Source organism: Aeromonas sobria, from assembly GCF_000820145.1.
Lineage (GTDB): Bacteria > Pseudomonadota > Gammaproteobacteria > Enterobacterales > Aeromonadaceae > Aeromonas > Aeromonas sobria.
Genome location: NZ_CDBW01000002.1, coordinates 43,527 through 63,791, shown reverse-complemented (window position 1 = coordinate 63,791; position 20,265 = coordinate 43,527). Strand labels below are relative to the sequence as shown.

22 protein-coding genes are annotated in these 20,265 nt (G+C 54.7%); 15 read left to right on the top strand and 7 right to left on the bottom strand.

Going from position 1 to position 20,265, the window contains the following annotated elements; translation table 11 throughout:
- Nucleotides 1-63: 63 nt before the first annotated feature.
- Genes rsmB through def form a run of 3 tightly spaced genes read right to left on the bottom strand, consistent with a single transcriptional unit; the run spans nucleotide 64 to nucleotide 2,876 of the window.
- The gene (gene rsmB, locus BN1135_RS00400) at nucleotides 64-1,356 is read right to left on the bottom strand and encodes a 16S rRNA (cytosine(967)-C(5))-methyltransferase RsmB (protein ID WP_042018007.1); all 1,293 of its coding nucleotides are present in this window, start codon (nucleotides 1,354-1,356) and stop codon (nucleotides 64-66) included.
- Between the two features lie 50 nt (nucleotides 1,357-1,406).
- Nucleotides 1,407-2,351, bottom strand: a complete 945-nt coding sequence (gene fmt, locus BN1135_RS00395; protein WP_042018006.1) for a methionyl-tRNA formyltransferase — start codon at nucleotides 2,349-2,351, stop codon at nucleotides 1,407-1,409.
- A gap of 12 nt (nucleotides 2,352-2,363) precedes the next feature.
- Complete coding sequence (gene def, locus BN1135_RS00390; protein ID WP_042018004.1) at nucleotides 2,364-2,876, bottom strand: peptide deformylase; 513 nt, start codon at nucleotides 2,874-2,876, stop codon at nucleotides 2,364-2,366.
- Nucleotides 2,877-2,985: 109 nt separating this feature from the next.
- Between def and BN1135_RS00385 the strand changes: the two genes are divergently transcribed.
- The 9 genes from BN1135_RS00385 (at nucleotide 2,986) to BN1135_RS00345 (ending at nucleotide 9,747) form a co-directional block, all read left to right on the top strand.
- A complete protein-coding gene (locus BN1135_RS00385; protein ID WP_042018003.1) occupies nucleotides 2,986-4,077 on the top strand; it encodes a LysM peptidoglycan-binding domain-containing protein in 1,092 nt (363 codons plus the stop codon).
- Nucleotide 4,078: 1 nt separating this feature from the next.
- Nucleotides 4,079-5,194, top strand: coding sequence for a DNA-processing protein DprA (gene dprA / locus BN1135_RS00380; RefSeq protein WP_042018001.1), 1,116 nt, complete (start codon nucleotides 4,079-4,081; stop codon nucleotides 5,192-5,194).
- Nucleotides 5,187-5,660, top strand: a complete 474-nt coding sequence (locus BN1135_RS00375; RefSeq protein ID WP_042018000.1) for a DUF494 family protein — start codon at nucleotides 5,187-5,189, stop codon at nucleotides 5,658-5,660. Before dprA ends, BN1135_RS00375 begins: the two co-directional genes overlap by 8 nt.
- 55 nt (nucleotides 5,661-5,715) lie before the next feature.
- Complete coding sequence (locus BN1135_RS00370; protein ID WP_042017999.1) at nucleotides 5,716-6,273, top strand: DNA topoisomerase family protein; 558 nt, start codon at nucleotides 5,716-5,718, stop codon at nucleotides 6,271-6,273.
- Nucleotides 6,274-6,346: 73 nt separating this feature from the next.
- On the top strand, nucleotides 6,347-6,853 hold the full coding sequence (purE, locus tag BN1135_RS00365; RefSeq protein WP_042017996.1) for a 5-(carboxyamino)imidazole ribonucleotide mutase: 507 nt from the start codon (nucleotides 6,347-6,349) through the stop codon (nucleotides 6,851-6,853).
- Between the two features lie 140 nt (nucleotides 6,854-6,993).
- A complete protein-coding gene (locus BN1135_RS00360; RefSeq protein ID WP_042017995.1) occupies nucleotides 6,994-7,554 on the top strand; it encodes an L-threonylcarbamoyladenylate synthase type 1 TsaC in 561 nt (186 codons plus the stop codon).
- 102 nt (nucleotides 7,555-7,656) lie between these two features.
- Complete coding sequence (gene hemF / locus BN1135_RS00355) at nucleotides 7,657-8,565, top strand: oxygen-dependent coproporphyrinogen oxidase (protein ID WP_042017994.1); 909 nt, start codon at nucleotides 7,657-7,659, stop codon at nucleotides 8,563-8,565.
- A gap of 103 nt (nucleotides 8,566-8,668) precedes the next feature.
- Nucleotides 8,669-9,490, top strand: a complete 822-nt coding sequence (gene aroE, locus BN1135_RS00350; protein WP_042017993.1) for a shikimate dehydrogenase — start codon at nucleotides 8,669-8,671, stop codon at nucleotides 9,488-9,490.
- Complete coding sequence (locus BN1135_RS00345) at nucleotides 9,487-9,747, top strand: DUF1488 family protein (protein ID WP_042017991.1); 261 nt, start codon at nucleotides 9,487-9,489, stop codon at nucleotides 9,745-9,747. Before aroE ends, BN1135_RS00345 begins: the two co-directional genes overlap by 4 nt.
- A 774-nt stretch (nucleotides 9,748-10,521) precedes the next feature.
- On the opposite strand, the gene yihA is transcribed toward BN1135_RS00345, so the two are convergent.
- On the bottom strand, nucleotides 10,522-11,178 hold the full coding sequence (gene yihA, locus BN1135_RS00335; protein WP_042017989.1) for a ribosome biogenesis GTP-binding protein YihA/YsxC: 657 nt from the start codon (nucleotides 11,176-11,178) through the stop codon (nucleotides 10,522-10,524).
- A gap of 142 nt (nucleotides 11,179-11,320) precedes the next feature.
- Here yihA and BN1135_RS00330 point away from each other — a divergent pair, with 142 nt between their 5' ends.
- The 4 genes from BN1135_RS00330 (at nucleotide 11,321) to hemN (ending at nucleotide 15,216) form a co-directional block, all read left to right on the top strand.
- Nucleotides 11,321-11,938, top strand: a complete 618-nt coding sequence (locus BN1135_RS00330) for a c-type cytochrome (RefSeq protein WP_042017988.1) — start codon at nucleotides 11,321-11,323, stop codon at nucleotides 11,936-11,938.
- 836 nt (nucleotides 11,939-12,774) lie between these two features.
- Nucleotides 12,775-13,359, top strand: coding sequence for a Der GTPase-activating protein YihI (yihI, locus tag BN1135_RS00325; RefSeq protein ID WP_042017986.1), 585 nt, complete (start codon nucleotides 12,775-12,777; stop codon nucleotides 13,357-13,359).
- An 11-nt stretch (nucleotides 13,360-13,370) separates the two neighbouring features.
- Entirely contained in the window at nucleotides 13,371-13,811 is a 441-nt protein-coding gene (locus BN1135_RS00320) for a DUF2489 domain-containing protein (protein ID WP_042018081.1), read from the top strand.
- Nucleotides 13,812-13,842: 31 nt separating this feature from the next.
- On the top strand, nucleotides 13,843-15,216 hold the full coding sequence (gene hemN / locus BN1135_RS00315) for an oxygen-independent coproporphyrinogen III oxidase (RefSeq protein ID WP_042017985.1): 1,374 nt from the start codon (nucleotides 13,843-13,845) through the stop codon (nucleotides 15,214-15,216).
- 723 nt (nucleotides 15,217-15,939) lie between these two features.
- Here the strand turns inward: hemN and BN1135_RS00310 are convergent.
- The 3 genes from BN1135_RS00310 to BN1135_RS21915 form a co-directional block, all read right to left on the bottom strand.
- Nucleotides 15,940-16,308: a hypothetical protein gene (locus tag BN1135_RS00310; protein ID WP_042017982.1), complete on the bottom strand. Its 369-nt coding sequence runs from the start codon at nucleotides 16,306-16,308 to the stop codon at nucleotides 15,940-15,942.
- 1 nt (nucleotide 16,309) lies between these two features.
- Nucleotides 16,310-16,957 (bottom strand): AAA family ATPase, encoded by a 648-nt coding sequence (locus BN1135_RS00305; protein WP_042012296.1) that lies wholly within the window; start codon nucleotides 16,955-16,957, stop codon nucleotides 16,310-16,312.
- Between the two features lie 97 nt (nucleotides 16,958-17,054).
- On the bottom strand, nucleotides 17,055-17,231 hold the full coding sequence (locus tag BN1135_RS21915; RefSeq protein ID WP_175479118.1) for a hypothetical protein: 177 nt from the start codon (nucleotides 17,229-17,231) through the stop codon (nucleotides 17,055-17,057).
- A 748-nt stretch (nucleotides 17,232-17,979) separates the two neighbouring features.
- Between BN1135_RS21915 and arcA the strand changes: the two genes are divergently transcribed.
- Together arcA and arcC are read left to right on the top strand one after the other, a co-directional pair.
- Nucleotides 17,980-19,200, top strand: a complete 1,221-nt coding sequence (arcA, locus tag BN1135_RS00300) for an arginine deiminase (RefSeq protein WP_042017980.1) — start codon at nucleotides 17,980-17,982, stop codon at nucleotides 19,198-19,200.
- A 62-nt stretch (nucleotides 19,201-19,262) separates the two neighbouring features.
- A complete protein-coding gene (gene arcC / locus BN1135_RS00295) occupies nucleotides 19,263-20,189 on the top strand; it encodes a carbamate kinase (protein WP_042017979.1) in 927 nt (308 codons plus the stop codon).
- Nucleotides 20,190-20,265: the final 76 nt, after the last annotated feature.

Below are 20,265 nucleotides of genomic sequence, written 5' to 3'. Positions count from 1 at the left end.
CAGTAAAAGGGGCAGCCAGCGGATGTCTGGCTGTTTTCCTGAACGAGGGACGTCATCTCAGGTTCAGAGCTTGATCAGTTTGGCGTAGTAGAAGCCATCCATCTCTGCTTCACCCGGCAGGAACTGGCGCCCCGGGCACTCCGGGGTGTCTTGCGGGTGCAGCGGTACCAATTTGGCACCTTTGGTGGCCGCAAGGAAGGCGCGGATCTGCTCGCGGTTCTCTTCCGGCAGTACGGAGCAGGTGGCATAAAGCAAGGTGCCGCCGCTTTTCAGCTTGCCCCAGAGGGCATTGAGAATGCGGCGCTGCAGTTCGGCCAGCTCCCGAATGTCCTGATCCCGGCGCAGCCACTTGATGTCGGGATGACGACGGATCACGCCAGTGGCGGAGCAGGGAGCATCCAGCAGAATGCGATCGAACTGGCCCTCTGGCCACCACTGATCCGGGGTGCTGGCATCGCCATGGATCACCTGAGCGGTGAGGCCGATGCGAACCAGGTTCTCTTGCACCCGTTTGAGGCGGTTTTCGTCAGCATCGACGGCCACCACGCCGGCAAGCTTGGGCTGACGCTCCAGCAGGTGGGCGGTTTTGCCACCGGGGGCGGCGCAGGCGTCGAGTACCCACTCACCCGGTTGTGGGTCGAGCAGTGTCGCAGCCTGTTGTGCGGCACCATCCTGTACCGAGCAGTCACCTGCCTCGAAGCCGGGCAGCTTGGTCACATCGCAAGGACGCTCCAGCAGGATGCAATCTTCCCCTTCCTCACCGGCTACCGCATTGATGTCCACTTCGGCCATGCGGGCCAGCATCTGCTCGCGGCTCTGGCGCTGGCTGTTGTTGCGGATCCACATTGGCGGACGCTGGTTGTTGGCCTCCATGATCAATTCCCACTGATCAGGGTAAGCCTGGCGCAGCCGTTTGGTGAGCCACTCTGGATGACCGAGGCGAATGTTGGGGACCCGGTCGATGCGCAGCAGGATGACTTCAGCGCTGCGCTGGAAGTTGCGCAGCACGCCGTTGATCAGGCCACGCAGGGAGGTACCCTTGAGCAGTTTGACGGCATTGACCGTCTCGGCCACCGCGGCGTGGGCCGGAATGCGGGTATAGATGAGCTGATAGAGGCCGACCAGAATGAGGTAATGAAAGATGCGGCTCTTGTTCTTGAGAGGCTTGTCCATCATCTCGCTCACCGCCGCATCGAGGCGGGGTAGCCAGCGCAGGGTGCCATAGCAAAGTTCTTGCAGGAGGGCGCGGTCGCGAGGCGCAACCTTCTCCTGGGCAGCAGGCAGAACAGCGGAGAGAGATTGACCCTGATCCAGCACCTGTTGAATAACGAGAGCAGCCTGTGCGCGTGTTTTCATAATGTTACCTTAGATGCGCAAGTCGGGGCCTTGGCCCCGCTTGTGTCAATTCAGTTCAATTGCGTGCCGGGTTCAAACCAGTCGCGGCGAGAGTTCAGCAGATCTGCAACCGACATGGCTTTTTTACCGGGTGGCTGCAGGGTCAGCAGGCGCAAGATGCCTTGGCCGGTGGCGATGTCGATCCCCTGTTTGTCTGCGTTGAGCAGGGTGCCGGGTTGCTGACCGTGCTCGCTGGCGATGACCTTTGCTTGCCATACTTTGATGGTTTGGTCAGCCACTTCAAACCAGCTGATAGGCCAGGGGTTGAAGGCACGGATACAACGCTCAATCGTTACTGCGTCCATTGACCAGTCGATGCGAGCCTCCTCTTTGGAGAGCTTCTCGGCGTAGTTGGCCAGCGCATCATCTTGCGCGTCGGCAGCGGTTTCACCGGCAGCTATGGCATTGATGGTATCGACCAGCGCCTGCGGGCCCAGTTCCGCCAGCTTGTCGTAAAGGCTGGCGGAGGTGTCGTCTGCCGAGATGGGGCAGTTTACTTTACGGATCATGGCGCCGGTATCGAGCCCCACATCCATCTGCATAATAGTGACACCGGTTTCGTCATCGCCCGCCCAGATAGCGCGCTGGATCGGCGCAGCACCGCGCCAGCGTGGCAGCAGCGAGCCGTGGACGTTGATACAGCCCAGCGGGGGGGTATCGAGCACAGCTTTGGGCAGGATCAGGCCATAGGCCACCACCACCATCAGATCGGCACCCAAGGCGGCCAACTCGGCTTGCGCCTCTTCTGTGCGCAGGGAGGCTGGTTGGTAAACCGGCAGATTGTGGGTCAGTGCCAGCTCTTTGACCGAGCTGGCGGTGAGCTTCTGACCGCGACCTGCAGGCTTGTCAGGCTGGGTATAAACGGCAACGACCTCGTGGTCGGAAGACAACAACGCCGCCAAGTGACGGGCGGCGAAGTCGGGAGTACCGGCAAAAATCAGTTTCAGTTTCTTCAATGCAACAGGTCCTCAGAGGGCTTTGCGATCTTCACGGGCCATTTTTTCCAGCTTCTGACGAATGCGCTGGCGCTTGAGTGGGGACAAGTAATCCACAAACAGCTTGCCGACCAGATGATCCATCTCATGCTGGATGCAGATAGCGAGCAGATCGTCCGCTGCCAGTTCGAATGGCTTGCCGTGACGATCCAGTGCCCTGATGGTGAGCTGTTCGGCGCGAGGCACCAAGGCACGATGTTCCGGGACGGAGAGGCAACCCTCTTCAATGCCGGTGCTGCCGCTCTGCTCGAGGATCTCCGGATTGATCAATACCAGAGGATCTTCACGGTTTTCAGAGACATCGATCACTATGATGCGCTGATGAATGTTGACTTGAGTTGCGGCCAGGCCAATGCCTTCCTCCGCATACATTGTTTCGAACATATCATCTACAATGTGTTGTAACTCGGGTGTAAAGGTCTCGACAGGGGCTGCTACAGTGCGCAGACGTTCATCGGGAAAGCGCAATACATCTAGAATGGCCATAGTTTTTTCTTTCGTTTCGTATAAATGCAGTCAAATATTGGCGTAATTCTAGTCATTTACGCCGACAAAAAACAGCAACACTTTGCGTGCAGAAGTAACAGGGAGTGTTATGTATCTGAAGCAAACCATCTTAGCCTGTTTGTTGGTGACCGTGGGCCAGTCTGCCCTGGCCGACCAGTTGAAGCTGAAGCAGGGTTATCCCGACAGTTATGTGGTGCAAAAAGGCGACACCTTGTGGGATATCTCCGGCCAGTATCTGGCAGAGCCCTGGCTGTGGCCGCGCCTCTGGAACATTAATCCGCAGATTGCCAACCCGCACTGGATCTATCCCGGCGATGTGCTGCACCTGACCTGGGTCAACGGGGAGCCCCGTCTTGGCAAGGAGATACAGGGGGGCAAGCAAGTTATTCGCCTTAGCCCCAAAAACCGCTATGAGAACAAAGCCAACCCTATTCCAACCTTGCCCATCAGCGAGATCGGCCCTTTCTTGCAAACCGACCATATTCTGGCAGATAGCCAGCAGCAGAAGACTCTGCCTTATCTGCTGGGATCGGACCAGAAACATATAGGCATGCTGGAGGGGGATACCCTCTATGTGCAGGGTTCACTGACGCCGGGGCAGGTCTATGGCGTCTATCACCCCGGAGTGATCTACAAGGATCGTGAAACCGGTGAACTGCTGGGCCAAGAGGCAATCTTTGCTGGTGTGGTGCGGGCTATAGCGCGTCTTGATGGCGACCGGACCAAAGTAACCTTGACCCATAACCAGCGCGAAGTGCTGCAGGGTGACAAGGTGATGCCATTACCCGCTCAGGAGAACATGCCTGCTGTATTTATGCCCCGAGCCGCGCCTGCTATTACCCCCGGTTACATTATCGGCCTGCCAAACAAGACCCGTGGGGGGGGCAAGTTTGATGTAGTGCTGATCAATAGGGGTGCCCGTGATCAACTGGTCGCTGGGGATGTGCTGGATGTCAAACGCCCTGGGGCCGCTTTGGTAACCAAAAATGGCAATGTGCAGTACAAGGAGTTGTCGTCGGTCTTTAACCGGGTGTTTTACAGCAGTAATAACAAGGCACCACTGCCTTCCGAAGCGATTGCCCGGGTCATGTTGTTTAAGGTCTATGACAAGCTGAGCTACGGTCTCATCATGCAGAGTAATGACATGGTGAGCTCGGGTTATCAGGTCACTCATTTCTGACGTGACTTATCCAGATGAGCGTCTGGCGCTCTGGCTGACCCTGGATGCCGTCGCCGGTATTGGCCCGGTGACGGCTGCCCGCTTGCTGGAGCGGGTTGGGGGTGACATTCATACCCTGTTCCAGAGTGATGAAGTGCAACTGCATGGCATAGGCTTGTCGTCAGAGCAGATTAAGCAACTGCGCTGGCCATCGCCGGTTGTTGAGCAGAGCCTGGCTTGGACCGCGTTGCCCGGCCACTTCCTTATCCCGCAAGACCATCCGGTTTATCCATCCTTGTTGCGGGAAATTCCCGCTGCCCCTTTGCTGCTCTACTGTCGCGGCGATCTCACTGCACTGTCACTGCCTCAGTTGGCGATGGTCGGGACGCGCCATCCCACCTATGCCGGCAAAGACAATGCCTCTCGTCTCAGTGGTGAGCTGGTTGCCTGTGGGTTGGCTATTACCTCCGGGCTGGCGCTGGGCATTGATGGTGTTTGCCATCAGCAAGCGCTGGCTTGTGGAGGCATCACCCTTGCAGTGTTGGGCTCGGGTCTCGACAGCCTCTATCCCAAACGCCATCAAGGGCTGGCAGGTCAGATTCTGGAGAATGGTGGTTTGCTTATCTCCGAGCTGGCGCCGGATAAGGGGCCGCTCGCTGAACATTTTCCTCGGCGCAACCGTATTATCAGTGGACTCTCTCTGGGCACCCTAGTGGTGGAGGCGACCGAACAGAGCGGTTCATTGATCACCGCCCGTTATGCATTGGAACAGGGGCGCGAGGTGTTTGCGGTGCCCGGCGCGCCGCAAAATGCCCAAGCCATAGGGTGCAACAGATTAATTCAGCAGGGGGCCAAACTTGTGCTGAGTGCGGCCGATATAGTGGAAGAGCTGCCTGAGTGGAGCGTTCGGCCGCAGTGGCCGGCTGCATCATCTGAGCAACAGCATAATAGCGAATTGCCTTATGCCGATTTGTTGGATAACGTAGATTATGAGACCACGAGCGTGGATACCGTTGCCGAGCGGGCCCAGCTTCCTGTTGAAGTGGTATTAGGCAGGTTGGTAGAGCTGGAGCTGGCCGGTGCAGTGATGGCGGTAGCCGGTGGATACGTCAGAGCGAGGAGGGCGAATCATGTTTGATGTATTGATGTACCTTTTCGAGACCTACATCCACAGCGATGCAGATGTGATGGTCGAGCAGGATGAGCTAAGCGATGAGTTGACTCGGGCCGGTTTCGATAAAGATGAAATCGACAAGGCACTGAATTGGCTGGAGCGACTGGCCAACTTGCACGATAGCGAGCGGGAGATCTATGTCACCGCCAGCGCGCAAGGCTCGATGCGTATCTATGCCCCGCAGGAGCTGGCTCGCCTCGGCACCGAGTGCCGTGGTTTCCTGCTTTTCCTGGAGCAGGCTCAAGTCTTGAATGCCGAAACCCGCGAGATCTGTATCGAGCGCCTGCTCGAACTGGATAAACCGGATATCGAGCTGGATGACCTGAAGTGGGTCGTTATGATGGTGCTGTTCAACGTACCGGGCAGTGAAAATGCCTACCAGCAGATGGAAGAGCTGGTGTTTGATGAGTCAGACGGCGTCATTCACTGACAGTCCGGTGCCGCGCTGGTAGAATTCAGGCCATCTGGATTTCAAGGCGCGGCCCATGTCAAAAATTGATCATCACCTCTTTTCAGCCCACGAACATGCCTTCGAGCGCGAGCCGTGCCCGCAGTGCGGGGCCGAACTGGTGATGCGCCAGGGCAAGCATGGCCTGTTTCTTGGCTGCTCCACGTACCCTTCCTGTGATTATATCCGCTCCCTGACACCATCCGGCCGCGACATCGAAAAGGTGCTCGAAGGCTCTGCTTGTCCCGATTGTGGACAGCCGCTGGCGATCAAGAAGGGGCGTTACGGTCTGTTTGTTGGCTGCACCCACTATCCGGCCTGTCAGCACATCGCATCCTTGCAGGAGAGTGACGATACCCAGATCCTCTGTCCCGCGTGTGGCAAGGATCATCTGGTGAGCCGAACCTCCCGCTACGGCAAGCAATTTTACTCCTGTGATGGCTATCCCCATTGTAAATATGTGGTGAACGACAAGCCGATCCCCATGCCGTGCCCAGCGTGTGGTTGGGGCATTATGGTCGAGAAAAAAGTGCGGGGAAATCTGCGCTGGGTCTGTCCGCAAAAGAAATGCGGCCACCAAAGTGAGCAGGTATAATCGCGCCGCCGCAAGCAGATAAAAACGTTTTCGGTGAACATCATCCCCCACTTGGAGTAAGGACATCTTCACCATGAGTAAACCCTTTGTTGCCGTCTTGATGGGCTCTGATTCTGACTTTCCGGTGATGCAAACCACTCTTGAGGTGCTCAAGTCGTTTGATATCACCGTAGAAGTTAAAGTGACCTCTGCGCACCGTACTCCGGCAGCAACCCATCAGTATGTGACCGATGCCGAGGCCCGTGGCTGCAAGGTCTTTATCTGTGCTGCCGGTTTGGCTGCTCATCTGGCTGGTGCCGTTGCTGGCATCACCACTCGCCCGGTGATCGGCGTGCCTATCGATGGCGGCCCGCTCAAGGGGCTGGATGCGTTGCTCTCTACCGTGCAGATGCCGGGCGGTGTACCAGTGGCGACGGTGGCAATCGGCAAGGCCGGTGCCAAAAACGCAGGTTACCTGGCCGCGCAGATGCTGGCGGTGGCTGATGATGAACTGGCGGTCAAGGTTCGCGTCGAACGGCAGAAGAATGCCGAAGAGGTAATGGCCAAGGATGCCGCTCTGCAGGCTCTACTACTCAAATAAGTCGGTCGGTCGCGATCTGAAGTGAAGATGACGTATTTTGCCTGCGCTCCAGCCAGCACGTCTATCCGCCATGATCGCTGCCACCTCGATTCAATTTGCAACCAAGTGATGAGGCGGCAGCCAGACTGCCGCATTTTTATATGCCAAACAAATTTGAACTCGCAGTTACTGCTCTCCAGCAGGATGGGGTGATTGCCTACGCAACCGAGGCCGTGTTTGGCCTGGGTTGTGATCCTGATTCTGAGGTTGCGGTGCAGCGGCTGCTGACCATCAAGCAACGCCCGGTGGAGAAGGGGCTGATCCTGATTGCGGCGGATCTGGAACAATTGCAGGATTATATCGATCTGAGCCAGCTCACCAGCGAACAGCTGGCACGGGTTGAGGCCAGCTGGCCCGGCCCTTTCACCTGGATCATGCCGGCCCGTGCGACGACACCGGCCTGGCTGACCGGACAGTTCGACACCCTGGCGGTGCGCGTCACTGCCCATCCTCAGGTACAGGCGTTGTGCCGCGCCTTTGGCAAGCCGCTGGTCTCCACCAGTGCTAACCTGACCGGTGAGGAGCCTGCCCGTCGGGTGGCCGATATCGGTGAGCTGCTGGCAAGTAAGCTGGCCTATATCCTGCCCGGCGAAGTCGGAGGGAATGCCAATCCGTCCGAAATCAAGGATGCTCGCACTGGCTCCATTATTCGCCCCTCCTGAGGGGGCGGGCATGCTGATTTACCGTCATGGTGATGAGATCATGGCGTGATACCACAACAAAAATGGACAGGACGTTCAAGATCCTGCCTGACTGGAGACAAGATGAGCAAACCGGATGTGGCCCAGGTCAAGGCCTTCCTGTTGCAGTTGCAGGATGAGATCTGCCGTGGTCTGGAGCAGGCTGACGGCGGTGGACACTTTGTGGAAGATAGTTGGAGCCGTGAGGGTGGTGGTGGCGGCCGCACCCGGGTGCTGCGCCACGGTGTGGTGATCGAACAAGGGGGCGTCAATTTCTCCCATGTCTATGGCGATGCCATGCCTGCCTCTGCGACGGTGCATAGGCCCGAACTGGCCGGTCGCAAGTTCGAGGCGATGGGCGTGTCGTTGGTGATCCATCCGCACAACCCCTATGTGCCGACCAGCCACGCTAACGTCCGTTTCTTCATTGCCGAGAAGGAAGGCGAAGAGCCGATCTGGTGGTTTGGCGGTGGTTTCGATTTGACGCCTTTCTACCCGTTTGCCGAAGATGTACAGCACTGGCATCAGATCTCCCGTGATCTTTGCCTGCCTTTTGGTGATGAGATCTACCCCGAGTTCAAATCCTGGTGCGATCGCTACTTCTTCCTCAAGCATCGCAACGAGACACGGGGGGTGGGTGGTCTCTTCTTCGACGATCTGAATCGCTGGCCCTTTGCTGACTGCTTCGCCTTTATGCAGGCGGTAGGTCGGGGTTATCTCGATGCCTACCTGCCGATCATCGAGCGACGCAAGGCGCTGCCCTATGGCGAGCGGGAGCGGGAGTTCCAGCTCTATCGCCGCGGTCGTTATGTGGAGTTCAATCTGGTATACGATCGGGGCACCCTGTTCGGGTTGCAGACCGGTGGACGTACCGAGTCGATCCTGATGTCGATGCCACCGCTGGCCCGCTGGGAGTATGACTGGCAGCCGGAAGCGGGCAGCCCGGAAGCCTTGCTCTACACCGACTATCTCACGCCGCGAGAGTGGCTGTGACCCGAGGGGCCATGATGGCCCCTTTTTACTAGCCGATATTCGGCTTGTTCCGGAGTGGGAAAACCCGTTAAATCGGAATATTGCCCTCTGATGGAACTCTTTGATGGATCGTTATCTGGTTTTTGGCCACCCGGTGCGCCACAGCAAGTCCCCCTTCATTCATACCCTGTTTGCCAGACAAACCCAGCAAGAGCTGGAGTATGGGCTGGCCGAGCCCGCTGTCGACGAGTTTGCTGACACCCTGCACAGCTTCTTTGCCGAGGGGGGGAAGGGGTGCAATGTCACCGTGCCCTTCAAGGAGCAGGCATTCGCGCTAGTCGATCAGTTGAGCCCGAGGGCCAAGCGGGCGGGCGCAGTCAATACCATCAAGCTGACCGATGATGGCGTACTGCTGGGCGACAATACTGATGGCGCAGGACTGGTAGCGGATCTTAAAGCTCATGGTGTGACGTTGGCGGGCAGCCGGATCTTGCTGCTGGGGGCTGGTGGGGCGGCCCGCGGTGCGTTGGCGCCGCTGCTGGCCGAGAAGCCGAGTGAGCTGGTGATTGCCAACCGCACGCACGGAAAAGCTCAACAACTGGCTGCCGAATTTCACGATCTGGGTACGGTCACTGCCGAGGTCTTTGAGTTATTGACTGGGCGGTTCGATCTCATCATCAACTCCACTTCTGCCAGTTTGCAGGGTGAGCTGCCGCCGTTGGCCCCTGCCATTATCCATGCGGATATTGCCATCTACGACATGATGTACGGCGCAACGCAGACCCCTTTTATTCGCTGGGCCAAACAGCATGGTGCCCGGCTGACCATGGATGGACTCGGCATGCTGGTGGAGCAGGCTGCTGAAGCCTTTACCGTGTGGCGTGGAATCCGTCCAGGGACTAAACAGGTATTGAGAGAGTTGAAACGTAACCTGGGGATCCTATGAACCAAAGTATTTTGTTTCCTGACCTGATGGAGTGGCAGGCTAGCGAACAGCGGGTGCGTTTTCCCGCCCAGCAAATGGGAGCGCTGATAGATTGTTACATCAGCCAGCGGCGACTGGAGAAAATGACAGGTCTGGTGCTGACCAGGGAAGATGACATCGTCAGAGCCTTCGAAAGTGTGCGCTTTGACATCGAGGATGCTGCAGAGAAACTCATTGAAGAACAAGAGTTTGCTGAGGATGGCGCCATCTATCTCTGATTATTCGAAGTTTTTTTGTCTTGTAGCGGAACTACTTTGAAATTGTGCTGACTAACTAGATAGTTGAGGTAGTGCTAGCTAGTCACCTTTATAACTCCCCGGTATTCGTACTGGGGATTTTTTATCTGCATGAAAATAAAAGATTTTTTCTTAACCTATGAGTTGTGAAACTAAATTACAGAAATTACTTTCACTTTCTGCTGCTTTGTCGTACAGTTCTCTGCGTAGGGTACAGAGGTAAGATGTTCTATCTTTCAGACCTTTTATTTCACGTAATTGAATGTAGCTGAATAGCTGCCCCGGTGAGGTTCTCGTCGGGGTATTTTTTTATGGGTGGCGTTTAGAGTAAATGCTTTAAAATACTGGTGCGTTTGATAGAATAAGGCTGCTGCTTGAGGGATACCTGTCGTCTGGTACTCAAAATTCAGCTTCTTCTCAATTTTTGAACTTATTGTTTCAGGCTGGATGACATCACTGTCGTCCGGCCTCATTTTTATCCATCGCTTTAAATTGTGTAATTTAATTTCATATCTTCAGCTTTTTTGTTATTTAGCGTGGTGTTAAAAGAACAAAATTGAAAACGGTATCAGCATCAAGTTATGTTAATTCTCGATGCGAAGTTTAAGTATAACCATATGAAAAATATGAATTAATTTGTTTTTTATTGGGTTTTTGAATTGAGATGATGCCGCAATGACAATGAAAGCGGCAATCTGAAACCCTTTCAATCAGCGGAGGAGTACTCCGCCAATTGCAAGGATGGCGAGGAGTAGATTATTCCCCGGCAGGTTCGTGTTGATCGGCGTCTGCGAGTTGTTGATCATCACCGCTGAGATACCATTCGGTGAGAGTTTGTTCCAACTTGTCCAAACCAATGTTGGTAGTAGACGAGAAGGCGGCCACCTGGATCTGTGAGCCCAGATTGGCAACGGCTTGGCGCACCTTGATCACCTGATTATTGCGCGGACCCGGACTCAGTTTATCGGCCTTGGTCAGCAGCAGCATTACAGGTAGATCACGGTGGGAGCTCCACTCCAGCATGTTCATGTCGGTATCTTTGAGTGGGTGGCGAATATCCATCAGGATCACCAGACCTTTCAATGATTCACGGCACTGCAGATACTCTGCCAGTGACTTTTGCCACTTGAGCTTCATTTCTAGCGGAACTTGCGCATAACCGTAACCCGGCAGGTCGACCAGGCGCTTGCCAGGCTCCAGTTCAAACAGGTTGATTAGCTGGGTTCGACCGGGTGTTTTACTGGTACGAGCCAGGTTCTTGTGTTTAGTTAAGGTGTTCAATGCAGATGACTTACCGGCGTTGGAACGGCCGGCAAACGCGATCTCGACACCCCCATCATTTGGCAGGTGGCGGATGTCGGGTGCGCTGGTCACAAAATGCACCTTATTGAAATTCAGAGTTTGTGTATCCAACGTAAATTCCCCATGGAGATAGAGGGTTATAGAGTTACTTTTTTGTAAAATGGTGTAAAATAGCGTCGCTTAAACGCGTTTATTTTAACATGCCTTCAGCGGCATGGGATCTGGAAGCCTAATAACGAAAAGTTGGAACGCCATGAAGAACCTAGTCATTACTCTTGCTCTGATGGTTGGCGTAACGGGGATGGCACAAGCCAAGGGCGATGCCGCTGCGGGACAGACCAAGGCTGCCGTTTGTGCGGCGTGTCATGGACCGGACGGAAACAGCCTGATTGATATGTACCCCAAAATTGCTGGTCAGCATGCATCATATATCAAAAAGCAGTTAGTTGAACTGAAGGCTGCCGCTTCTGGTCAAATTGGCCGGGTTGCACCTGTGATGGGGCCCATGGCATTGCCCTTGTCGGAACAGGACATGGACGACCTGGCGGCTTACTTCTCCAGCTTGAAAGTCACCCCGATAGCCGTGCCTGACGACGTGGCCGAAGCCGGCAAGGCACTCTATATGGGCGGTGACATGAGCCGTGGTTTGGCTGCCTGTACGGCTTGTCATGGCCCCCGAGGCTCGGGTGTCGAACAGGCCAAGTATCCAAGCCTGTCCGGCCAGCACCCTGCTTATATCAAAGCTCAGCTCACCGCATTTCGTGCAGCTGCGCGGGATAACGACCCCAATGGTATGATGCGGGACGTTGCCAAGAAGCTGACTGATCAGGATATCGAAGTTCTGTCTAAATATGTGGCGGGCCTGCACTGATACCGCCGATATGGTCGATTTGAGTTGAAACGGGGAGCCTTGGCTCCCTGTTTTTTATGGTTTTGCGATAATGCTCGGTTTAATCCCCCCGTTCTGTAAGAGATCTTCCATTCTCGCGGCAGGCCAAGGCTCATTAAATTGCATACAATTTTAAATATTTATTATTTATCAATTGATTATGTGCGCTTGGTATTTTTCGGCATATTGAGAATGTTTTGAGTGGATTGAGCCACCTTATAGAGTTGATACAGTAGGCTCAATGGATTCACCCACGGATTGGGTGGCGGTTTTCACAACGGGATGTTGTGAGCAGAGGATGGCAGGCGTGGCGGGATGCCATGAGCTCGCATGAGCTGGCAAGGGATTGAAGGATCAGGATGGTGGCCATCTCCGGAGCGGGATGGGTTGCGGGATGCAAACTCCCCGACACGATAGCAGGATGCGGTCGAGGCGGGTCAAACAGGCACACGCACATTCAGGAACGACTTAACATAAGGTCAGGATGACCACACCAAGATATGACGTGATGAGAAGTCTTAAGCAGAAAGGGTAAAGCGTACTGTTTTGCCTTTCACGATGTACTCGCATAAACATATCAAGGCAGCTTCGGCTGCCTTTTTTCGTTGGGGTCATTAACCCGATTAGCCATTCTGTGTCAAAATACCAGCAACATGCCCAGAGGATACCGATCCTGCGGTGTTCAGTGGTCACTTTTGGCCGAGTTGGGGCGAGATCCTGTTCTTGTTCCATCCTTACTGTTCCTCGCATCGTATCCCACCGGGTCAGATCATCCCGGGTTCGGGTTCAATCCAGTTATTTTTCGGAGTTAGCCATTCATGTCTGCTAAACAACCCACTCGCAAGCCTACCGGTAAGCGCCAAGAATCTGATGTCAGTGCTCAGGAAGGTCGTGAGCGTAAGCGGGCTGCCAAGCGCAAGGGCCTGAAGGCAGGTTCTCGTCAGCAAGCCGAGCAACAAAACAATAACTCGAATAAGCAGCCCAAAGACCCACGGATCGGTTCACGCAAGCCGGTTGTATTGGTGCTGGATGAAAAGCAGAAAAAGCCGACGACGACCAAGCCGGTAAAAGAGAAGAAACTGGCGATGACGCCTGAGCAGGAGCTGGCCTCTATCGAAAATGATGATCGCCTGAATGATCTGCTGGATCGTCTTGATGCCGGTGAAACGCTGGAAGCTGCCGAGCAGGCCTGGGTTGATCAGCGCGTTGACCGCTATCAGGTGCTGATGGATGAGCTGGGTATCATCGATAACGATGAAGACGAAGATGACCTCCCGTTCGATGGTGATGATGATGCCGGGTTCGACGAACCACAACAGCCTGCTTCTGAAGAGGAGCTGTGGGATCGTTTCACTCAGGTTGATTACAAGCCTGAGCCAAAACCTGAGCCGAAGAAAAAGTGATGAGTGAGTGGATGCTGGCCGCCCTGTTGGGCGGCCTGATTTTGTCAGGCTTGGCCATCTATGCCGGTATGCTGCTAGCCAGGCTCAAACGACAGCAAGGGATGCAGTCGCAGGCGATTGCTGCCCGCAATGAGCTAATTCTGGATAGTGTGCGAGTCATTGCCCATGCGGTGCAGGAGGGACAGTGTGACTATTCCGAAGGCGCCATTCGACTGACCAACCTGTTAGATGCGTTGCAGATCAAGGGTGGGCGCGTGTTTGCAACCGAGTTCCCGGGTCTGTACGGATTGTATGAGAAGGTGAAAGATATGCCGACTCATGAGGCTAGGCGAGCCCTCAAGCGCAACCAAGTGATGAGAATGGATCTCGACCGCAGTGGCTACGAGGCTGAGCTGGAGGCTCAGATCCTCAAGGATGTGGCCCAACTGAAGGATTTTCAGTTAGGCCGATGAGCCGTCAATAACAACAAGAGAGGAAGCGAGCGTGCAAGCAGAACAGATTGTGTGGGATCAGGCCCTGATCGAAAAATATAACTACAGTGGCCCGCGATACACCTCTTATCCCACTGCGCTGGAGTTCAACGAGAGCTTCGGCTATCCGGATTTTGTCCGCGCTGCCGGCCAGTATCCCGAGCGCAATCTGTCGCTCTACGTGCATATCCCTTTCTGTCACAAGCTCTGCTATTACTGCGGCTGCAACAAGGTCATTACCCGCCATCAGCACAAGGCTGACGAGTACCTCGACTACCTGGAGCAGGAGATCAAGGCGCAGGCTCCGCTTTTCAAACATCGGCTGGTTACCCAGCTGCACTGGGGCGGCGGTACGCCCACCTATCTGGATGAAGCACAGACGCGCCGTCTGATGGGCATGCTGCGTGAGCATTTCCACTTCGCCGAAGAGGGGGAGTTTAGCATCGAGGTCGATCCGCGCGAGATCGCCATTACCATGTTGGATGTGCTGCGAGAAGTCGGCTTCAACCGCATCAGCCTTGGGGTGCAGGATTTCAACAAGGCTGTACAGGTCGCGGTCAATCGCGAGCAGGACAACGACTTTATTAAAGCCATGTTGGAACGGGCACGTGAACTTGGTTTCCGCTCGACCAACCTCGACCTTATCTATGGCCTGCCGCATCAGGATCGTGCCAGTTTCCACCATACGCTGGAAGAGGTGCTCAAAACCGATCCGGCGCGCCTATCCATCTTCAACTATGCCCATCTGCCGAGTCGCTTTGCCGCCCAGCGCAAGCTGAAAGAAGACGACATGCCTGCTCCGCAGGAGAAACTGGCCATGTTGCAGGATACTATCTCCTTCCTCACCGGTCAGGGTTACCAGTTTATCGGCATGGACCATTTTGCCAAACCTGATGACGAGCTGGCGGTGGCGCAGCGCGAGGGCAAGCTGCACCGCAACTTCCAGGGCTATACCACCCAGGGTGATTGCGATCTGCTGGGGCTGGGGGTCTCCTCCATCAGCATGATCGGTGATGCCTATTCCCAGAACCAGAAAGAGCTCAAGGCTTATTACGCACAGGTTGCAGAGCTGGGCCATGCTCAGTGGAAAGGTTGCTCGCTCAATCAGGATGACCTGATCCGCCGCGAGGTGATCAAGCGGCTCATCTGTGATTTTCGCCTTAACTTTGCTGTTGTCGAGCAGATGTTCGGTCTGAACTTCAAGGAGTATTTCGCTGAAGATCTCAAGCTGCTGCAGACCTTCATTGACGATGGTTTGGTGCGCATGGCAGATGCTGGGCTGGAGGTTTCGTCAACGGGGCAGCTGTTGATCCGCAATATCTGCATGTGTTTCGATGTCTATCTGCGCAACAAGGCGCGCCAGCAGCAGTTCTCCCGCGTGATATAAGTTGTGTTTGTCGATCAGAAAACAGAAAGGGGCGTCATCGTGGCGCCCCTTTCATATGTATTTTTGCTTAAGCAGCGGGTCTGGAAGGTTCTGGCAAGAAGGCACTGTGCTGAGGCAAGCAATGGGGCGGTGAAACGCAGACAAAAAGATGGGGGCGACTTGCGTCGCCCCCGGTAGTCGTATCGCTCATATCCTTGAACGAAGTTGCTCCCTGCAATCCCTGACTGTTTACCTCTTCCTTTAGGTTTCCCCTTCCCAATCCTTTGGGGTGTCCTTTAGCCATCTTGGCCTGACGAGTCATCCTGTCCCGTCGCACTTTCTCCATCCTGGGAGGTGTCCTTTACCACATCCTGTGGCGAGTCCATTTGCCTAACCCTGGCAGCCAGTCTTCCTGACCGACTTCATTGCGTCCGTGCATGAGTAACTATAAGGATTTTCTTACCGGCTACAACGTCAGATTGGAAAACGTTTTTGTCATTAGCTGTTTAGAAAGCAGGGCGTTTCTATTTATTCATTTATAAACATGATGTTAAGTGTTCTGTTGTCATGTTTTAATATCCCATCTTCCGATTATCTCGGGGATCTTTTCGGCGGTTGGCTTACATATTGAATGGCTGATCTCTTACGCGGCTTTTTGGTTACTTTGGAAACAGATTTTGCGGTCTGATGATGGTCATTCTGAGTCGATTGGTGAGGCACAAAAAGATCGGTTTAATGGGGAAATTATGAGCGCTGGTTGAGCCGCTCATAGATGGTCTGACGCTCTTCCGGAGTGAGTGAAGAGAAGTAGTGAGTGAAAAGGCGCAGCAGCAGGGATTTGTTCATACCATCTTGCTGGGTCAGGTTGCCCAGTTCATCAATGGCCACCGCGCTCATCGAGAAGGTGGCCTTCTTATAGCTGGGTTTAAGGTGCTCACCACTCTCGATAAAGGCCAGTGCGGACAAGGCTTCATCCCTATGCTGGTTCAGTTCCAGGCTGACCACCTTGGGGGTGCCTTTTGCGTAGAACTCCGCATCTTCGATAAACTCGTCAACGGTGAACTTCTTTTGATGATGTAACTGGTGCTTTTTTTTCAGATCAGCCAGGCCCATCTCATACCCCCACTTGCAGGAACTCTTTGGCGATGGTCCTGATCTCTTCGGCAGATTTGCCGTCAGGCTCGATCTCCATCACTGATAACCCCTTTTCCTCGCTGTCATCGTAAACATTGCGGCCGTAGGTGATGGCATTCAGCACGTCGACACCGAATGAGGAGCAGACCTCCTTCGCTTCCAGAATGCGCTTTACCTGATTGGGCAGGGCCGGGCACTGGGTTAGCACCACGGCTGCATTGAGCGTTGGATTGACCATCTTGCAGGTGGTGATGAGATCTTCCATATGGGGCAGGGTCTTGAGGTCGCGACGCTTGGGGCGCAGGGGGATCAGGGCGTGAGTGGCGACAGCCATGGTGGATCGCAGCGCCCGGTTGTCTTGCCCGCCGCAATCGACGATGACGTAGTCGTAGCGGTTCTTCAGGCTGAGCAGGTCGTTGCGAATATTGCCATAGAGCTGAACGCAGTTGATTTGTGGCAGCTCCGGGTTGTCATTGCGCTCCTGAATCCAGTCAGAGGTGGTGCGCTGCGGGTCGCAATCGACCAGCAATACCTCCCCCTGAAATTGGGATCTGAGGTAGACCGCCAGATTTTGTGCCAGGCAGCTCTTGCCACTCCCCCCCTTCTCTCCACCGACCAACAAGATCATGACTTTCCCCTATCCATGAGAAAACTGCTGATTTCAGTATAGGAGGAGCCTGCCTCATCACAAGGCGAGAGGAGTGATGCTCCTCTCGCTGTTTCGACTAGTAATGAACCTTACCTCCATGCCAGCGACAGACATATTCAGGTACCAGCATTTGGGGGGCTTGATCGACATGGCAGACCACCATGGGCATGGCGGGAGCTCCTTCGGCCTGGCTGAGGCCTGGTAGAGCAGTCAGGAACAAAGTGGCGAGCAGCAGCATGGGTTTCATCTTCATAACAACTCCTTGGTTGAACCATCCGTATGTGATCTGGATCACTGTCTGAGTTAAGTCGAGGTTGGTGGCAGTGCAAGGTGAGACCAATAAATTCAACTAATGAAAAAAGTATCAAAAGGCGTTGTGATGATTCACCGGGATAGTTAGCTGCCTGGATGCGTACTTTGTGCATATTGAGTTGAATCGGATCGGGAAGAGTATTGCGTGCAGGGCAGGGCGCTAAGGGGATTGCATCAATGCCATGATCTGGGACAAGAAAAGTTTTATGCAATGAAGTGTGGGGATATGAGTTTTTATTTCTCCTCCGATCCGGTGGTCATGCTGATGTATTCAATAGCGAGACGGCAATATTCATCTCTCCTATTTAAATATTTACATTTCATTGATTTTAAAGGTTTTTTTGTTTTCTTGTTTAATCCGGCCATTGACCATGAATGAATAAAAAACGAATCAAACTGAAATATAGCAGGGTGGTTGTGCATGGCTATTCAGCATGCAGTGTTTGGAAAATGTGCGATTTGCTACCGGGGTCATAGATTGAGCGGTGAATATATTCAGTTCTGAGTGAATGTGATCAATGTCTAAGTTTGCGTTGGTTCGCAGGTCTAACCTCGGTCTCGAAAGGCAAGGGCAGGATAGAACATAAGCCGAGTACCCTACATAAAGAATATCCCGCCTTAGCCACGAGCATGAATAGAAGGAATCTATTCAATCACTCGCAGGGACCACTGCTAGACGGAATTTAATCATGAGCAAATTTAATGTAGGTTCTGAAGTTGGCCAATTGCGCCGAGTCATGTTGCACCGCCCCAACCTCAGTCTGAAGCGTCTGACCCCTTCCAACTGCCAGGACCTGCTGTTCGATGATGTCTTGTCTGTTGAGCGTGCCGGTCAGGAGCACGACAAATTCGCTCAGGTACTGCGCGATCAGAATGTCGAAGTTTTCCTGCTGACTAATATGTTGGCCGAAACCCTGGATGTGCCGGAAGCCAAAACCTGGCTGCTGCAACATCAGGTCTCCGATTATCGCCTCGGCTCTTCTCTGGCCAACGACGTGCGTTGCTTCCTGGCTGATATGCCGCATCGTGAACTGGCCCGTATTCTGACGGGTGGCCTGACCTACTCCGAGATGCCCCACCGCGGCGTCAACATGGTTGTTGGCATGCACACCCCAACCGATTTCATCATTGAGCCGCTGCCTAACCACCTCTTTACCCGTGATACCTCCTGCTGGGTCTACGGTGGCGTCTCCATCAACCCGATGGCCAAACCGGCCCGTCGCCGCGAGACCAACCATGTGAAGGCCATCTACCGCTGGCACCCGATGTTTGCCGGGCAGGACTTCATCAAGTACTTCGGTGACGAAGACCATGACTACGACAACGCCACCATCGAGGGGGGGGACGTACTTGTCATCGGTCGTGGTGCTGTGCTCATCGGTATGTCCGAGCGTACTACGCCACAAGGGGTCGAGCATCTGGCTCGCAGCCTGTTCAAACATGGTCAGGCCAAACAGGTCATCGCCATGGAGCTGCCGAAACACCGTAGCTGCATGCACCTGGATACCGTCATGACTCACATGGATATAGATACCTTCTCCGTTTATCCAGAAGTGGTTCGCAAAGATCTGCAGTGCTGGAGTCTGACTCCGGGCGGCGCCACCGGCATGAACATCAAGGAGGAGGGTTACTTCGTTACTGCCATCGAGAAGGCGCTGGGTGTGGATCAGCTCAAGCTCATCACGACTGGCGGTGACAGCTTCGAAGCCGAACGCGAGCAGTGGAACGATGCCAACAACGTACTGACCGTACGTCCCGGCGTGGTGGTGGGTTATGAGCGCAACACCTACACCAACGAGAAATATGACAAGGCCGGCATCACAGTTCTCTCCATTCCGGGTGATGAACTGGGTCGTGGCCGCGGCGGCGCCCGCTGCATGAGCTGCCCGATGGAACGCGACAGCATCTGATGAGACGGCGTGGCGCCGGCAGAGGCTGGCGCCACACAGACCCAAAATCGAGATTAACCACTATGAAAAAACCAACTGTCGTCGTCGCTCTGGGTGGTAATGCACTGCTCCGTCGTGGTGAGCCCCTTGAAGCGGATATCCAGCGCAAGAACATCGCCACGGCCGCCAAGACCATCGCCCTGATTGCTCAGGAGTACAACGTGGTGCTGGTGCATGGCAACGGCCCGCAAGTCGGCCTGCTGGCCCTGCAAAACAGTGCTTACACCAAGGTCTCTCCTTATCCGCTGGATGTGCTGGGTGCCGAGTCTCAGGGCATGATCGGCTACATGCTGATCCAGGAGCTGAAAAATCTGATGCCGAGCCGCAACGTTACCGCGTTGCTGACTCAGGTGCAGGTTGATCCCAAGGATCCGGCGTTTGCCAATCCGACCAAATTTATCGGCCCCGTCTATGAAGAAGCCGAAGCCCGCGCTCTGGCAGAAGAGAAACACTGGGTGGTCAAGGCTGATGGCAAGTTCTTCCGCCGCGTGGTGCCGTCCCCACTGCCCCAGCGCATCATCGAAGGTGATGCCATCGAAACCCTGATCGCTCAGGGCCACCTCATCATCTGTACCGGTGGTGGTGGCATTCCGGTGACCTGGGATGGCCAGAGCCTGACCGGTATCGAAGCTGTGATCGACAAAGACATGTCTGCTGCCTATCTGGCCAAGCAGATCAAGGCCGACGCCCTGCTGATCCTGACCGACGCCGATGCCGTCTATCTGGATTGGGGCAAGCCGACCCAGCACCCGCTGCGGGTCACCAGCCCGGATGAGCTGGCCGGGGTCAAATTCGATGCAGGCTCCATGGGACCGAAAGTCGAAGCCTCTTGTGAATTTGTCAAAGCGACCGGCGGCATGGTCGGGATCGGTTCTCTGGAAGATGGCCTCGCCATCCTCAAGGGCGAAGCCGGTACCAATATCGTCGCCACTCGCACTGAACATGCCTAGTTACTGAATCTGTACTGAGAATGCGTAGTCAACACTACTGCCCGAATTGGTCTGAAACAAATATAGAGAGAACTCA

Bases quoted from the DNA above. Each gene is read 5' to 3' on its own strand.
- BN1135_RS00310 (WP_042017982.1), bottom strand. From the start codon at position 16,308: ATGGGCCTGGCTGATCTGAAAAAAAAGCACCAGTTACATCATCAAAAG.
- BN1135_RS00360 (WP_042017995.1), top strand. From the start codon at position 6,994: ATGCCAAACAAATTTGAACTCGCAGTTACTGCTCTCCAGCAGGATGGG.
- purE (WP_042017996.1), top strand. From the start codon at position 6,347: ATGAGTAAACCCTTTGTTGCCGTCTTGATGGGCTCTGATTCTGACTTT.
- BN1135_RS00385 (WP_042018003.1), top strand. From the start codon at position 2,986: ATGTATCTGAAGCAAACCATCTTAGCCTGTTTGTTGGTGACCGTGGGC.
- BN1135_RS00305 (WP_042012296.1), bottom strand. From the start codon at position 16,957: ATGATCTTGTTGGTCGGTGGAGAGAAGGGGGGGAGTGGCAAGAGCTGC.
- arcA (WP_042017980.1), top strand. From the start codon at position 17,980: ATGAGCAAATTTAATGTAGGTTCTGAAGTTGGCCAATTGCGCCGAGTC.
- def (WP_042018004.1), bottom strand. From the start codon at position 2,876: ATGGCCATTCTAGATGTATTGCGCTTTCCCGATGAACGTCTGCGCACT.
- BN1135_RS00375 (WP_042018000.1), top strand. From the start codon at position 5,187: ATGTTTGATGTATTGATGTACCTTTTCGAGACCTACATCCACAGCGAT.
- BN1135_RS00330 (WP_042017988.1), top strand. From the start codon at position 11,321: ATGAAGAACCTAGTCATTACTCTTGCTCTGATGGTTGGCGTAACGGGG.
- hemF (WP_042017994.1), top strand. From the start codon at position 7,657: ATGAGCAAACCGGATGTGGCCCAGGTCAAGGCCTTCCTGTTGCAGTTG.
- rsmB (WP_042018007.1), bottom strand. From the start codon at position 1,356: ATGAAAACACGCGCACAGGCTGCTCTCGTTATTCAACAGGTGCTGGAT.
- arcC (WP_042017979.1), top strand. From the start codon at position 19,263: ATGAAAAAACCAACTGTCGTCGTCGCTCTGGGTGGTAATGCACTGCTC.
- yihI (WP_042017986.1), top strand. From the start codon at position 12,775: ATGTCTGCTAAACAACCCACTCGCAAGCCTACCGGTAAGCGCCAAGAA.
- BN1135_RS00370 (WP_042017999.1), top strand. From the start codon at position 5,716: ATGTCAAAAATTGATCATCACCTCTTTTCAGCCCACGAACATGCCTTC.
- BN1135_RS00320 (WP_042018081.1), top strand. From the start codon at position 13,371: ATGCTGGCCGCCCTGTTGGGCGGCCTGATTTTGTCAGGCTTGGCCATC.
- BN1135_RS00345 (WP_042017991.1), top strand. From the start codon at position 9,487: ATGAACCAAAGTATTTTGTTTCCTGACCTGATGGAGTGGCAGGCTAGC.
- aroE (WP_042017993.1), top strand. From the start codon at position 8,669: ATGGATCGTTATCTGGTTTTTGGCCACCCGGTGCGCCACAGCAAGTCC.
- BN1135_RS21915 (WP_175479118.1), bottom strand. From the start codon at position 17,231: ATGAAGATGAAACCCATGCTGCTGCTCGCCACTTTGTTCCTGACTGCT.